The organism is Streptomyces sp. NPDC058001 (genome assembly GCF_042886315.1).
Lineage (GTDB): Bacteria > Actinomycetota > Actinomycetes > Streptomycetales > Streptomycetaceae > Streptomyces.
Genome location: NZ_JBHVQT010000010.1, coordinates 24498 through 38136, shown reverse-complemented (window position 1 = coordinate 38136; position 13639 = coordinate 24498). Strand labels below are relative to the sequence as shown.

Genomic DNA, 13639 nt, shown 5'->3' with positions numbered 1-13639 from the left:
CAGCGCTTACGCGCGGAGAACTCCCGGATGAACGCCCGGAGTCGGGGTGAGTACCTGTGACCACCCTCGGATTCGTCCGCTGGACATTACGGCCGGATCTTGACCCCGACGCCCCCCAACTCACCTACGCCTACCGGTGCCTCACCCTCAACACCGACGACACCGCATGCAACGCCACGTCACCCACCAGCACCGACCCGACCGAACCCCAGACCTGGACCTTCACCCACCTCCGTACCCACCCCGACCACACCAGCTACGCCGAAGTCATCGAACGCCCCTGGGTGATGTGGCGCGAAGGACCCGTATGAACTACCGGTCCGAAGTCCACGCCGAAGGCCCCGTCTACGGCACCGGACACACCGCCCACCACATCCTCGGCACCCACCACACCATCTCCCCCGTCCTCGCCCTCCGCTGGCTAAGCGGCCAAGCACTACACATCGCGAACCGACTCGACCCCGACCCCGCACACTCGCCCTGGCTGCCGCCAGCCGCACGCCAGGCGACGGCGACGGGACCCGACTGCCCCACCGAGTTACGTACCTGGGCCGAGGACCGGCACAGACAACGGGTCGCCCGTGAACGGATCAAGGCGGGACACCCCCTGTTCGTCGTCGTCCCGGACGCGGACTGCACGTACACCCTCCTCGCCTGCCGCCACCTCCCTCCAGGACAGACCATGCACCAGTGCGAAGCCACCACCCCCGTACCGCCCCTCGGCCTCCTCTTCGCGATCCTCGCCGGACAGGGCCGCGCCCTCGGCAACGACCTCGCCCACGCACCCACCCGCGCCCACTGCGAACTCGGCCACGGACACGACGGCGAACACGCCGACCACGTATGGGACTGGGACCACCAACCCACCCACGCCTTATGGGCCCGCTGGAACAACGGCGACACCCCGCGGTACGAGTCCCTCCCCTGGTGCGAAACCGCCGACGGCCCCCAAAACGACGCCTGCACCCTCTACAGGGACCACCCCCACCCCCACGCATGGGCTCTGCACGACCCCGGAACAGAAGCCCTACTCCGCAAAGATCACACCGCCGGCGGTACCGGTGAATGCCAGGGCGAGTAGTCCCCCGCACACGCGGGGGGCGCTGTCCCGGGGAATCTATCCCATGCGAATCAGAACACAGTCTGAGTACAATCTGAGTATGAGTATCACCCACCTCGGAAGTGACCCGGAGTCCGTGTCCTTCACCGATCTGTCCCGGAACCCCAAGGCCGTGGCCGCCAGAGCCGCCGCCGTGGGCTGCCTGCGCGTCACACACCGTGACGCGCCCGACATGGTGCTGACGACCGCCGTACACGCGGAACGCACCGAAGAGAACCTGACCACCGCATCGCGGCTCTTCCTCGCCCTGATGAAGCGGAACGACGGTGCCGCTTCACTGCTTCTCGCGCTGCCCGACGTGTTTCCCTGGGTGCGCCACCTGAACGACGACGAAGTCCGCGCGTTCACCGTGGAACTGCTCGAAGCGCTCTCCGACGCGGCGGAGTTGGGCGCGCGCGAGGCCGTGCACCGCGCCATCGTCTCGTGGCGTGCGACTGCCCGGATCAATGCCGATCCGGAGCAACTCAGCGACGCCCTGCGCCCCCTGGACGGCGACGCTCTCGGCCCGGTCGAGGTGCACGCAGCGTCCTCCCGCTGACCGGATGGAGCGTGATCAACGGAAAGACAGAGGCCGCGACAGGCACCGAATAGGTTCCGCAGCCCAGGCGCCGGTCAGGCAGTGATTCGGCCCAGTCGAGTCACCGCGTCCCGCAATACCTCCTCCCGCTTGCAAAAGGCGAAGCGAACATAGGGAGCGCCCTCCCCCTGGTGGTCGTAGAAGACCGCGTTCGGGATGGCCACCACCCCCGCCCGGGACGGGAGCGCGCGGCAGAAGGCGAAGCCGTCGTCGGTGCCCAGAGGGCGGATGTCCGTCGTGACGAAGTACGTGCCGGACGGGCGGTACACCCCGAAGCCCGCATCCCCGAGGCCCTTCACCAAGAGATCCCGCTTCGCTTCCATGCCGGACCGGAGTTCGGCGAAGTAGCTGTCGGGCAGGGCGAGTGCCTCCGCGATCGCGTACTGGAACGGGCCCGACGCCACATACGTCAGGAACTGCTTCGCCGAGCGGACCGCCGCCGTCAGGGGTGCCGGCGCTGTCACCCAGCCGACCTTCCAGCCCGTGAACGAGAACGTCTTGCCCGCCGACGAGATCGTCACCGTACGGTCCCGCATGCCCGGGAAGGTGACCAGCGGGATGTGCTCGGCGTCGTCGTAGACCAGGTGTTCGTAGACCTCGTCCGTGACGACCAGGAGGTCTCGTTCGACGGCGAGGCGGGCGATCTCGGCGAGTTCGGCGCGGGTCAGGACCGTGCCGGTCGGATTGTGCGGGGTGTTCAGGAGCAGCAGCCGGGTCCTCGGCGTCACCGCGTCGCGCAACTCGTCCAGGTCGAGCCGGAACGCACCGTCGCGCGGCCGGAGCGTCACCGGCACCCGGGTTCCGCCGGCCATGGCGATACTCGCCGCGTACGAGTCGTAGTACGGCTCCAGGGCGATCACCTCGTCGCCGGGCTCGACCAGCGCGAGCAGCGAGGCGGCGATGGCCTCCGTGGCGCCCGCCGTGACCAGGACCTCGGTGTCGGGGTCGAAGGACAGGCCGTGGAAACGCCGCTGGTGGTCGGAGATCGCGGTACGCAGCTCCGGAACGCCGGGCCCCGGCGGGTACTGGTTGCCGCGCCCGTCGCGCAGCGCCCGTACCGCCGCCTCCCGTACCGCTTCGGGGCCGTCCGTGTCGGGGAAGCCCTGCCCGAGATTGAGGGCGCCGGTCCGTACGGCCAGCGCGGACATCTCGGCGAAGATCGTCGTACCGAACTCCGCGAGACGGCGGTTGAGCAAGGGGCGGGACGGGCCGGAGGTGGAGGTCATGGCCGCCATCCTGCGCCGAACCTCTGGAGTTCCTCAACTCTGCTTTGGCCAAGGGAGCGCGGGGGCATCCCCCTTTCACGCAAGATGCGAGGGCCCGAACGAGGGTCCGTCTCGGGGGAGTCAACGGGGGAAAGGAAGGAGGGTGAGGACATGATCGTCTTCGTCATCCTCATCGTGATCATCGTGGCTGGGATCGTCTTTCTCGGTACGAGGGGGGCGTCCAGCGCGGCGCGGAGGCGGGCCCGCTTGCAGAAGCGGCGGTCCAAGAGCTGGTGGGCCGGAGGTGCCGGCGCGGCCAGCGGGTCGGGCGGTGGCTCGTCCTGCTCCGGAGGGGTGTCCGGCGGCACGTTCGACGGGTCGTCCGGCGGGTCGTCCGGCGGGTCGGATCACGGTGGTCATTCCTGTGGCGGCGGATCCTCTTCCTGCGGAGGCGGGTCCTCCTCCTGCGGCGGTGGCGGAGGCGGTTGCGGCGGAGGCAGCTGACACGGGGCAGCTGGTCCGCGGCCGGGCCGGGAGCGGCGGGGGAACGCTTCGGAGCCGGGTCACCGTCTGACGGCACCACATGGGGCGGCGCCCGACGCATCCGGCAAGGGATGCGACGGGCGCCGTCGGCACGTCCAGCCTCACAGGCCCCTCCCCCCGGCGCCGCCGGTGCGTCCTCTACCGCGCCGAGCGCCCCCGCGTCGCCCCCCGATCGTGGCAACCCTGGTGAACAGTTGAGCTGAGCAGCCCTCGGGGGGATGGAAATCCTACGAAGTTGGGTAAAAACGCTGTGGTGGCGCCTAAGTTCATGATTCCCTCTTAAACGTCAAGGCAGCCTGCGGATCCTTCTCGTGGGCCCGAGCCGGCACCCGATCGCGCGGACACTTCCGGGCCGATCCCCGCCCACACGGACGAGCCGGACTCACCTCATCTTTGCGTGCTAGCGGAGCCGACCCATGCTCACGAACCTGAAGACCTCCTATACGGACACCAGTGCGTCCGACCTCGCCTGGGCGCTGGGACGGGAGCCGCTGCCCGCCCTGGCCACCCTCGATCTCGAACTCACCGGTGTCAGACTCCAATTGAGACTCCTAGGCGCCTCCCACCAGGTACTTCTTGAGGAAGAGCGCGGTACCTGCTCCGAGACGGTGGCCTGTATCCCGGGCAGCAGCACCCCCCTCCCGCTGGGCGTGGCCGAACGGGTGGGCGACTGGGAGTACGAATTCGCGGCCCGCGTGGAGACCCTGTCGCGGGGTCAGTTCACGGGCCGCGCACAGGAACTCATCGCTCTGGTGTCCGACCATCCGAACGGCCTTGCCGGTGTCTTCCCGGGCAGCCCGCACGCCTTCACGGCGATGCTGGCCCAGCGCCACGAGGACCATGTGCACTGGCGTACATGGCACGCCTATCCGCAGGACGGGCAACTGGTGGCGACCCGGACCCGGGTCGGCGTGGGCGCACGGATGGCCGCGGCCCTCTGACCGCGCGCCCGCACGCCCCCGGCACACTCCCCCGTGAACCCGCTTACCGGACGAGTGACCCCATCCGTCTCACGTACGAGTGACCCCATCCGATTCCCGTGCGAATGGCCCGTCCGTACGAGCCGTGTCGAACATGCCTGACGGCGCCAGATCCACACGTGTGGGTGACTCGACGCGATCGGACCGTGACGTACCGTTCGCAGCGTGATCGAACCGCGTACCTCTGTTCCGGTCCCCGCCCCCCGGCGCCGACAGGACCGGCAGGGCCGGGCGAGTCTGCCCGTCACAGCGCGCACGGGCCGGTTCCTCGTCCTCGCGGGGGTGTTCATCTGTGCGGCCTGCGGGCTCGTGTACGAACTGGAACTGGTCGCCCTCGCCTCCTACTTGATCGGCGACTCGGTCACCCAGGCGTCCGTCGTGCTGTCCGTGATGGTGTTCGCGATGGGCATCGGATCGCTCGCCGCGAAACGTTTGCGCAGCCGCCCCGCCGTCGGCTTCGGCCTGGTCGAGGCGGCGCTCGCGCTGGTCGGCGGATGCAGCGCGATGGCCCTGTACGCGGCCTTCGCGTGGACCGGTGCCCTGACCGGCACCTGGGAGGGGGCCTGGGCCGACGACACCCGCTATCTCCTGGTCGGCTTCTCGCTCGCCATCGGCGTCCTCATCGGCGCCGAGGTACCCCTCCTGATGGTGCTGATCCAGCGCATCCGCCGCCAGGACGCGGGCGGCGCGGTCGCCGACCTGTTCGCCGCCGACTACGTGGGCGCCCTCGTCGGCGGCCTCGCCTTCCCCTTCCTGCTCCTCCCGCTGTTCGGCCAGTTGACCGGCGCCCTGCTCACCGGCGCGGTCAACGCGGTCGCGGGCGGCGCCCTCGTCCTCGGCCTGTTCCACCGCGACCTGACCCGCCGGGGCCGCTGGACCCTGCTGACCGCGAACGTCCTCGTCCTCGGCATCCTCGCCACCGCCGCCGTCCTCGTGGACGACTTCGAACGGGCCGCCCGCCAGGCCGTCTACGGCAAGGACGTTCGGGTCGCCTTCCAGAGCGGCGTCCAGGAGGTCGTCCTCACCGGCTCCGCGCGCGGGCCCCTCGACCTCTATCTCGACGGGCGGCTCAGGGTCAGCGGACGCGACGAGCACCGCTACCACGCGTCACTGGTGCGTCCCGCGATGAACGGCCCCCACGCGCGCGTGCTCATCCTCGGCGGCGGCGACGGACTCGCCGCCCGCGAAGTCCTCAAGTACCCCGGCGTCCGGCGCGTGGACATCGTCGAACTCGACGCCGGAGTGGTCCGCCTCGCCCGCACCGACCCCGCCCTGAGCGCGCTCAACCAGCACGCCTACCGCGACCCGCGCGTGCACGTCGCCACCGCCGACGCCTTCCGCTGGCTGCGCGAGGACCGGCGCCCGTACGACGTCGTGATCTCCGATCTGCCCGACCCCGGCATCACCGCCAGCACCAAGCTGTACTCGCAGGAGTTCTACGGGCTCGTGTCGCGGGTGCTCACGCCGGGCGCGCGGCTCGCCGTGCACGCGGGGCCCGTGACCTCCCGGCCCCGGGTGTTCTGGACGGTCGACGCGACGGTCCGCGCGGCCGGGCTGCGCACCACCCCGTACCGCGTCGGCGGCCGGCTCAGCGGGTTCTCGGCCGGGCCCGACCGCACGGCGGACGGTGCCGGGGCGCCCGAGGCGTCGCCCGACGACTGGGGCATCGTCCTCGCCGGGCGCACCCGCCCCGAGCCGCGCCCCGCGCTCGACGCGGGCGTACGCGAGGCCGCCCGCACCCGGCTGCCGGGACTCGCCCCGTCGACGCTCGTGCATCCCCGTTACGCGGACTGAACCGGTCACACGGACTGAGCCGACAGGCCCCTTGTGCGGCCCGGACTGGGTAGGCTCGGTTTCCATGGAGCATGAGGTGTTCGTTCCGGTTCCGGCAGAGCCTCTGCGGGAGGCGCTCACCGATCCCGCCGCCGTCGCACGGGCGGTCCCCGGGCTTCAGCAGGACGCCGGTGAGGTGCCCGGCGTGGGACGGCTCAAGATCCGCGTCGGCGGGACGACGATCACCTACCGGGGCGCCCTGCGGATCGCGCCGAGCGGACCCGACCGGTTCTCCGTGGAGGGCGAAGGCGTCGAGGTACGCGGATCCGGCGGCGTCAAGGTCGCACTGAGCGTACGGCTCGCCCCGGGAGACGACGGCGCGGGGATCACGGGTACGGTCCTCACCTTCTCCGGTGGAGCCTCCGCCGACGGACGCGCGGGCGAACTCTCCCCCGAGGCCGTGCGGTCGGCGGTGCGGAGACTGCTCAACCGATTCGCCGAGGCCCTCGCGGAGGGCGCGGGTACCGGGGCCGCCGTGGTGGAACAACTGCCCACCGCCGTGTCGGAGGTGGACGTTCCGCCGTCGTCCCTGGACCCCTTCGCCGCCTTCGACGACGAGGACGAGGACGCCGACGAGAACGACGAGGACCTCGGGAACGCGGACGACGGCGCCCCACCGGCCGAAGCGGCGCACGCCCGGCGGACGATGATCGGCCGCAGCGCCGAAGAGGTCGACCACGCGCCCCCGCGCGGCCGGTACGCCCCCGTGCCCGCCCCGGAGTACGCCCTCCCCAACTCCGCACTCCGCTGGGCCGCGCCCGCCGCCGCGCTCGCCATCGCCTCCGCCATCGTCGTGGGCCGAGCCCTGCGCCGCCGCCGCTGACCTGGTGTCCACCCCGTAGGGTCAACTGCGTGAGTACCGACGACATCACGCTGACCGCGGGCGACGCGGAAGTCACCGTGCGGCCGGGAAACGGCTGCCGGATCGGAAGTCTGCGCATCGGCGGCACCGAACTGCTGCGCCAGGGCGACCGGTACGGCTGCTTCCCGATGGTTCCCTGGTGCGGCCGGATCCGGGACGGCCGGTTCCGCGACGGCGCCGAGGTCTACCAAATGCCGCTCAACGCGCCGCCGCACGCCATCCACGGCTTCGTACGCGACACCGAATGGCGCACCGCACGCCACAGCACGGCGCCCGACCGCGCCGTCTTCACCTGCGAACTCACCGACCCCTGGCCGTATCCCGCCACCGTCACCCAGATCGTCGAACTCGCCGATGACCGGCTGACGCTGACCCTCGGCGTCGAGACGTACGACTCGTCGTTCCCCGCACAGGCCGGCTGGCACCCCTGGTTCCACCGGAACATCGGCAGCGGTGACGTGCGGATCGACTTCTCGCCCGCCTGGCAGGAGGAACGCGGACCCGACCATCTGCCGACCGGGCGGCGCGTCGAGCGGAAGCCGGGGCCGTGGGACGACTGCTTCGGCATGCCGGACGGCGTCGACGTGAAACTGACCTGGCCCGAACGGCTCGAACTGACGATCGCGTCGCGCGAACCGTGGGTCGTCGTCTACGACGAGCAGGACGCCGCCGTCTGCGTGGAGCCGCAGTCCGGGCCGCCGGACGGCCTCAACACCACGCCCCGGCTCGTCACCCCGATCCAGCCGCTGGAGGTCACCACGGTGTGGAGCTGGCGCACACTCTGACCGCCTGAGGCCCGGTACGGACGGGTGTTTCGGCCGCCCGCACGGCCGCGCCTAGCTCACTCGGGGTGGGTTCGCAACGCAGAGTTCGGGTGTGACCCACCCAAGTACCATCGCACCGCCGCATGTCAGGAAAGTCCGCACGAAGCGGGGCGGCGAGCCGTCGCTGGCCCGCCGCCTCAAGGGACTGGGAGGAGCGCCGGCCGGGCGGCTGCGGGTGACCGCGCTCGCGCTGGGGCTCTTTCTCGCCACCCGGATCGCCACGCTGATCGTCGTCCTCGTCACGGCGTCGGCCGTCGGCCGCAGCCCCTTCAGGCTCCTCGGGCGCTCCTGGGACTCCGTCTGGTACATGGGCATCGCCGTCCACGGGTACGGCTGGCGCACCACGCACTACCGGCCGGGCATCACCTTCAGCGACTACGCCTTCTTCCCGCTCTATCCGGGCCTGGTCCACGCCGTCTGCGGTGTGCTGCCGCTGTCCGGGGGCGCCGCGGGCCTGCTGATCTCATGGACGGCCGCCGCAGCGGCGGCCGTCGGCATCTTCGCCGTCGGGACCCGGTTGTACGGGCGCGGGGTCGGGCTGACCCTGGTGGTGCTGTGGGGGCTGCTCCCGCACTCCGTGGTCCTCTCGATGGCCTACACGGAGCCCGTCCTGACCGCCTTCGCCGCGTGGTCGATGTACGCGGTGCTGAGCGGCCGGTGGATCTGGGCGGGCGCCCTGGCCACCCTGGCGGGCATTTCCCGGCCGAACGGCATGGCGGTGTTCGCGGCGGTGGTGGCCGGTGCCGCGTACGAGGTGTGGCGGGTGCGGCGAGAGGGCGGTCACGTACCGCCACGGCTGTGGGCGGGCGCGCTGCTCGCGCCGGTCGGCTGGTGCGGATACGTGGCCTGGGTGGGCTATCGCCGGCACGATCTGCTCGGCGGCTACTTCAAGGTGCAGAGCGACTGGGGCTCACGCTTCGACTTCGGTGCCGTGTCGTTCGTCGGACGGATGCTGACGCACGGCGAGCGCCGGTTCGTTTTCCCGATGGCGCTGCTGATCGTGCTGATCTCGGTCCTGCTCTTCGGCCTGCTGATCGTGGACCGCGCGCCGGTGGCCCTGATCGTCTACTCGGGCGTACTGCTGCTGGTGGTGCTCGGCGGCTCCGGGTTCTTCGAGTCGAAGCCGCGGTTCCTGCTGCCCGCGTTCCCGCTGCTGCTGCCGATCGCCCAGGCCCTGGCCCGCACGGCAAGAGCCCGGCCGTGGCACGCCGTCCTGGTGGTCGGCTTCCTGGCCGGGCTCTCGCTGTCGTACGGGGCGTATCTGATCGCCTTCGCGCGCGCACCTCTCTAACGGTCCCGCGCGGGGACCGTGGGGCACGCGTACGCGCGTACGCGTGTTACTCGTCGTCGTCTTCCGGCTTCTCCGCCGAGTCGATCTCCTTCTCCAGGCCGAGCTGTTCCACGAGCCAGCGGTCGAACTCGATCGCGGCCCGCACCCAGCTCACCGTGGACGAGACGAAGTGCTCCAGGCTGACGCCGGTGCCGATCAGCATCTGCGCCTCACCGATCAGGCGGACGGTGCCGTCGTCGTGCGTGTGGCTGTAGACCTTCGGCCACAGGGTGCGACGGTTCCAGTCGTCGATCGACTCAAGGAGCTGCGCCTTGTCCTCAAGGGCGTGCGGCCGGTCGTAGAACGTCCGCACCGAGAAGACCTGCTGGTCGTCCTCGCCGCGGAACATGAAGTACGTACGGAACTCCTCCCACGGCGCCGCGAGGTCACCCTCGTCGTCGACGACGTACTTCAGCTCCATCTGATCGAGGAGCTGCTTCACGAGGTCCTGATCCGGGATGACGGGGCCCGCCGGTCCACCGGGCTGCGGCTCTGGCTGGCCCCCGAAGTTCGGAATCGAGGACGGGTCGATGCTCACCGTGTTTTTCCCTTCGTACGGATTCAGTCATCCTCCCTCATGCCGGGCGGGTACTGGCAACCCCCGCCCGGCATGGTTTGCGCGTCCGTGGCGCGATTTGGGGGATGGGTCCTCCCGGGGTTCGCTCAGAGCGTTTTTTCGACCGGCTCGGGACCCGGCTCGGGGCTTGTCGCGGGGCCCACGATCAGGCCGTCGCCGAAGGCGTCGACCCGGACCGTGTCGCCGTCCGTGATCTCGCCGGACAGGATCTCCTTGGCGAGCCGGTCACCGATAGCGGTCTGGACGAGACGGCGCAGCGGGCGCGCTCCGTACGCCGGATCGTTGCCCTCCTCGGCGAGCCACGCGAGGGCCGCGTCGGACACCTCCAGGGTGAGCCGGCGCTCGGCGAGACGCTTCGCGAGCCGGTCGATCTGGAGCCGCGCGATCCGGCCCAGCTCGTCCTGGCTGAGGGCGGAGAAGACCACGAGGTCGTCGAGACGGTTCAGGAACTCCGGCTTGAAGGAGGTCCGCACCAGTTCGAGTACCTGCTGCTTCTTCTCCTCCTCGCTGGTCAGCGGCTCCACGAGGTACTGGCTGCCCAGGTTGGACGTGAGCACCAGGATGGCGTTGCGGAAGTCGACCGTACGGCCCTGGCCGTCCGTGAGCCGGCCGTCGTCCAGGACCTGGAGCAGGATGTCGAAGACCTCGGGGTGCGCCTTCTCGACCTCGTCCAGAAGGACCACGCTGTACGGGCGCCGCCGTACCGCCTCGGTGAGCTGGCCGCCCTCCTCGTACCCGATGTAGCCGGGGGGCGCGCCGACCAGCCGGGCGACGGTGTGCTTCTCGCCGTACTCCGACATGTCGATACGGACCATGGCCCGCTCGTCGTCGAAGAGGAAGTCGGCGAGCGCCTTGGCCAGCTCGGTCTTGCCGACGCCGGTAGGGCCGAGGAACAGGAACGAGCCGGTGGGCCGGTCGGGGTCGGCGATTCCGGCGCGGGTGCGGCGGACGGCGTCCGACACGGCCTGCACGGCCTCGCTCTGGCCGATGAGGCGGCGGCCCAGCTCCTCCTCCATGCGCAGCAGCTTCTGTGTCTCACCCTCCAGGAGACGCCCTGCGGGGATCCCGGTCCAGGCGCCCACGACGTCGGCGATGTCGTCGGGCCCGACCTCCTCCTTGACCATGCTGTCCTTGGCGGGCCCGGTCTTGGCGACCTCCTCCTCGGCCTCGGTCGCGGCCTCCAGGTCGCGCTCCAGGGTGGGGATCTCGCCGTACAACAGCTTGGACGCGGTGTCGAAGTCGCCGTCGCGCTGGGCGCGCTCGGCCTGGCCGCGCAGATCGTCCAGGCGCTCCTTCAGCTCACCGACGCGGTTGAGGGACTCCTTCTCCTTCTCCCAGCGGGCGGTCAGGCCCCGCAGCTCCTCCTCCTTGTCGGCGAGGTCGCGGCGCAGCTTCTCCAGGCGCTGGCGGCTGCCCGGGTCGGTCTCCTTGTCGAGGGCCAGCTCCTCCATACGGAGCCGGTCCACGGCGCGCTGGAGTTCGTCGATCTCCACGGGTGAGGAGTCGATCTCCATACGGAGCCGGGACGCGGCCTCGTCCACCAGGTCGATGGCCTTGTCGGGCAGGAACCGTGAGGTGATGTACCGGTCCGACAGGGACGCGGCGGCCACGAGGGCGCTGTCCGCGATCTGGACCTTGTGGTGGGCCTCGTAGCGCCCCTTGAGGCCGCGGAGGATGGCGATGGTGTCCTCGACGGTGGGCTCGGCGACCAGGACCTGCTGGAAACGGCGCTCCAGGGCGGGGTCCTTCTCGATGCGCTCGCGGTACTCGTCCAGCGTGGTGGCGCCGACCATGCGCAGCTCTCCGCGCGCGAGCATCGGCTTCAGCATGTTGCCGGCGTCCATGGCGGAGTCGCCGCCAGCGCCCGCGCCGACGACGGTGTGCAGCTCGTCGATGAACGTGATGATCTGTCCGTCGCTGGCCTTGATCTCGGCCAGGACGGTCTTCAGGCGCTCCTCGAACTCACCGCGGTACTTCGCACCCGCGACCATCGCGCCGAGGTCCAGGGCGACCAGTCTTTTGTTCTTCAGGGACTCGGGTACGTCGCCTTTGACGATGCGCTGGGCGAGCCCTTCGACGACGGCGGTCTTGCCGACGCCGGGCTCACCGATGAGTACGGGGTTGTTCTTGGTGCGGCGCGACAGTACCTGGACGACTCGGCGGATCTCCTGGTCCCGGCCGATCACGGGGTCGAGCTTGCCCTCGCGTGCGGCGGCCGTGAAGTCGGTGCCGAACTTCTCCAGGGCCTTGTACTGACCCTCCGGGTCCGGTGTGGTCACCCGGCGTCCTCCCCTGCTCTTCTCGAACGCGTCCAGCAGCTTTTTCGCGGTGGCGCCCTGCTGCGCGAGCACCTCACCGGCCCCACCGCCCTTGGCGGCGAGACCGATCAGCAGATGTTCCGTGGAGAGATAGTCGTCGCCCAGCTCCTTCGCGCGCTGGGCGGCGTCCGCGATGACGGCCAGCAGCTCGCGGTTGGGCTGGGGCGGTGCGACGGTGGACCCGGTGACGCGGGGCAGAGCGGCGAGTACGCGCTCACCCCCCGCCCGTACGGCGGCCTGGTCGGCCTCCACCGCGGCGAGCAGGTCGATGATGTTCTCGTTGTCCTCGCCGGCGAGCAGTGCGAGGAGGAGGTGGGCGGGGGTCAGGTCGGGGTGCCCGTCGGATACGGCGCGGCTGGTCGCCGCGTTGATCGCGTCCCGGCTCCTGTTGGTCAGCTCGGCGTCCACGTCCGCTGTCTCCTCCTGACGATGCCCCTTTGACTCACCCAGCGTACACAAAGTTGAGCCAATCCGGCTCAAGTACGCGGAGGGCAATCCCACCCAGCCGCCCTTACGGGCGACCTAGGGCACATCGGCGAGGACGGGCCGCGACGGTGGCGCACCACGGCGGCGAGGGTCCGGCGGAATCGCCGACGGCGGACACGCGGGGACAACCAGGGCAACCCCCACCCACCCGCCCCTCAACCGCTGGCGCGGGAAATGGCGACGGCACATGGCCCCCGGGGCCGCCCGTCACTTCGGACGAGCCCCCGGGGACCACTCTCGCGGGAAGCGGGCACGCAGTGTGCGGGGCCACCCGCAAGGACGAGCGGGAGCGCCCGTCGCGCAGCGGATCTTCTCCCCACTCCGACAACGGCGACGCGAGGGGCCACCCGTAACGGCGCCGCCGCGCAGTCGACAGGGGCCACCCGCAAGGGCGGGAAGGAGTGCGCCCTGCGCAGCGGCACTTTCTCGGCGACGCGAGGCCCCGGGGCACCCGCCCGAAACCGCCCGGCGGCGGCACGCCGTCGACAGAGCCACCCGTAAGGACGAGCGGGAGCGCCCCGGCGAAGCCCGCCGCGCAGCGGCACTTTTCGGTGATGCGAGGTCCGGGGGCACCCGCCCGGAACCGTCGGCGGCGGCACGTAAGGACGAGCGGAGCCGTGCAGCGGCAGCTTTTCCCACCGCCACGTAGTCGACAGGACCGCCCGTAAAGGGCGGGCGGGTGGGAGTGCCCTCCGCGCAGCGGCACTTCTCGCCGCCCGACGCTAGGTCCGGGGGCCGCCCGCCAGGGCAGCGGCACGTAGTCGACAGGGCCGCCCGTGAGGGCGGGTGGGTGGGAGTGCCGCTCGCGTAGAGGCGCGACACACAGCGGCAGCTGGATGTACCGGTCACCCATGCTGGACAGCAAACGGCAGCGGCGCCACCGTGTTTCAGGTCCACGGTGGCGCCGCGGCTGGGGGGTAGCACCAGCGCGATTTATTAACACGGGGGAAAAGCGTCAGGCACAGCGGGGGGGGGGGGGGATTG

Annotated in this window: 11 protein-coding genes; 8 read left to right on the top strand and 3 right to left on the bottom strand. The window is 70.8% G+C overall.

What is annotated here, in order from left to right:
- Positions 1-56: 56 nt before the first annotated feature.
- The 3 genes from ACFVT5_RS24920 to ACFVT5_RS24910 all read left to right on the top strand — a co-directional run bounded on the left by ACFVT5_RS24920 (position 57) and on the right by ACFVT5_RS24910 (position 1658).
- The gene (locus ACFVT5_RS24920) at positions 57-311 is read left to right on the top strand and encodes a hypothetical protein (protein WP_389892059.1); all 255 of its coding nucleotides are present in this window, start codon (positions 57-59) and stop codon (positions 309-311) included.
- Positions 308-1081 carry a hypothetical protein gene (locus tag ACFVT5_RS24915; protein WP_389892056.1) on the top strand — a complete coding sequence of 258 codons (774 nt, stop codon included), beginning with the start codon at positions 308-310 and terminating at the stop codon, positions 1079-1081. The genes ACFVT5_RS24920 and ACFVT5_RS24915 overlap by 4 nt, the downstream gene beginning before the upstream one ends.
- A 79-nt stretch (positions 1082-1160) precedes the next feature.
- On the top strand, positions 1161-1658 hold the full coding sequence (locus ACFVT5_RS24910; protein ID WP_389892053.1) for a prevent-host-death family protein: 498 nt from the start codon (positions 1161-1163) through the stop codon (positions 1656-1658).
- A gap of 74 nt (positions 1659-1732) precedes the next feature.
- Here the strand turns inward: ACFVT5_RS24910 and ACFVT5_RS24905 are convergent, their stop codons facing one another.
- Positions 1733-2932, bottom strand: coding sequence for a pyridoxal phosphate-dependent aminotransferase (locus ACFVT5_RS24905; protein ID WP_389892050.1), 1200 nt, complete (start codon positions 2930-2932; stop codon positions 1733-1735).
- A gap of 929 nt (positions 2933-3861) precedes the next feature.
- On the opposite strand from ACFVT5_RS24905, the gene ACFVT5_RS24900 reads away from it, so the two are divergent.
- The 5 genes from ACFVT5_RS24900 to ACFVT5_RS24880 all read left to right on the top strand — a co-directional run bounded on the left by ACFVT5_RS24900 (position 3862) and on the right by ACFVT5_RS24880 (position 9235).
- Positions 3862-4386, top strand: coding sequence for a DUF2617 family protein (locus ACFVT5_RS24900; RefSeq protein ID WP_389892048.1), 525 nt, complete (start codon positions 3862-3864; stop codon positions 4384-4386).
- A gap of 204 nt (positions 4387-4590) precedes the next feature.
- Positions 4591-6219 (top strand): polyamine aminopropyltransferase, encoded by a 1629-nt coding sequence (locus tag ACFVT5_RS24895; protein ID WP_389892045.1) that lies wholly within the window; start codon positions 4591-4593, stop codon positions 6217-6219.
- A gap of 64 nt (positions 6220-6283) precedes the next feature.
- Entirely contained in the window at positions 6284-7081 is a 798-nt protein-coding gene (locus ACFVT5_RS24890; protein ID WP_389892042.1) for an SRPBCC family protein, read from the top strand.
- A gap of 29 nt (positions 7082-7110) precedes the next feature.
- A complete protein-coding gene (locus ACFVT5_RS24885) occupies positions 7111-7905 on the top strand; it encodes an aldose 1-epimerase (protein ID WP_389892040.1) in 795 nt (264 codons plus the stop codon).
- Between the two features lie 91 nt (positions 7906-7996).
- Complete coding sequence (locus tag ACFVT5_RS24880) at positions 7997-9235, top strand: hypothetical protein (RefSeq protein ID WP_389892037.1); 1239 nt, start codon at positions 7997-7999, stop codon at positions 9233-9235.
- Positions 9236-9281: 46 nt separating this feature from the next.
- Here the strand turns inward: ACFVT5_RS24880 and ACFVT5_RS24875 are convergent, their stop codons facing one another.
- Both ACFVT5_RS24875 and clpB read right to left on the bottom strand, forming a co-directional pair.
- Positions 9282-9812: a YbjN domain-containing protein gene (locus ACFVT5_RS24875; RefSeq protein ID WP_389892034.1), complete on the bottom strand. Its 531-nt coding sequence runs from the start codon at positions 9810-9812 to the stop codon at positions 9282-9284.
- 125 nt (positions 9813-9937) lie between these two features.
- The gene (clpB, locus tag ACFVT5_RS24870; protein ID WP_389892031.1) at positions 9938-12577 is read right to left on the bottom strand and encodes an ATP-dependent chaperone ClpB; all 2640 of its coding nucleotides are present in this window, start codon (positions 12575-12577) and stop codon (positions 9938-9940) included.
- Positions 12578-13639: the final 1062 nt, after the last annotated feature.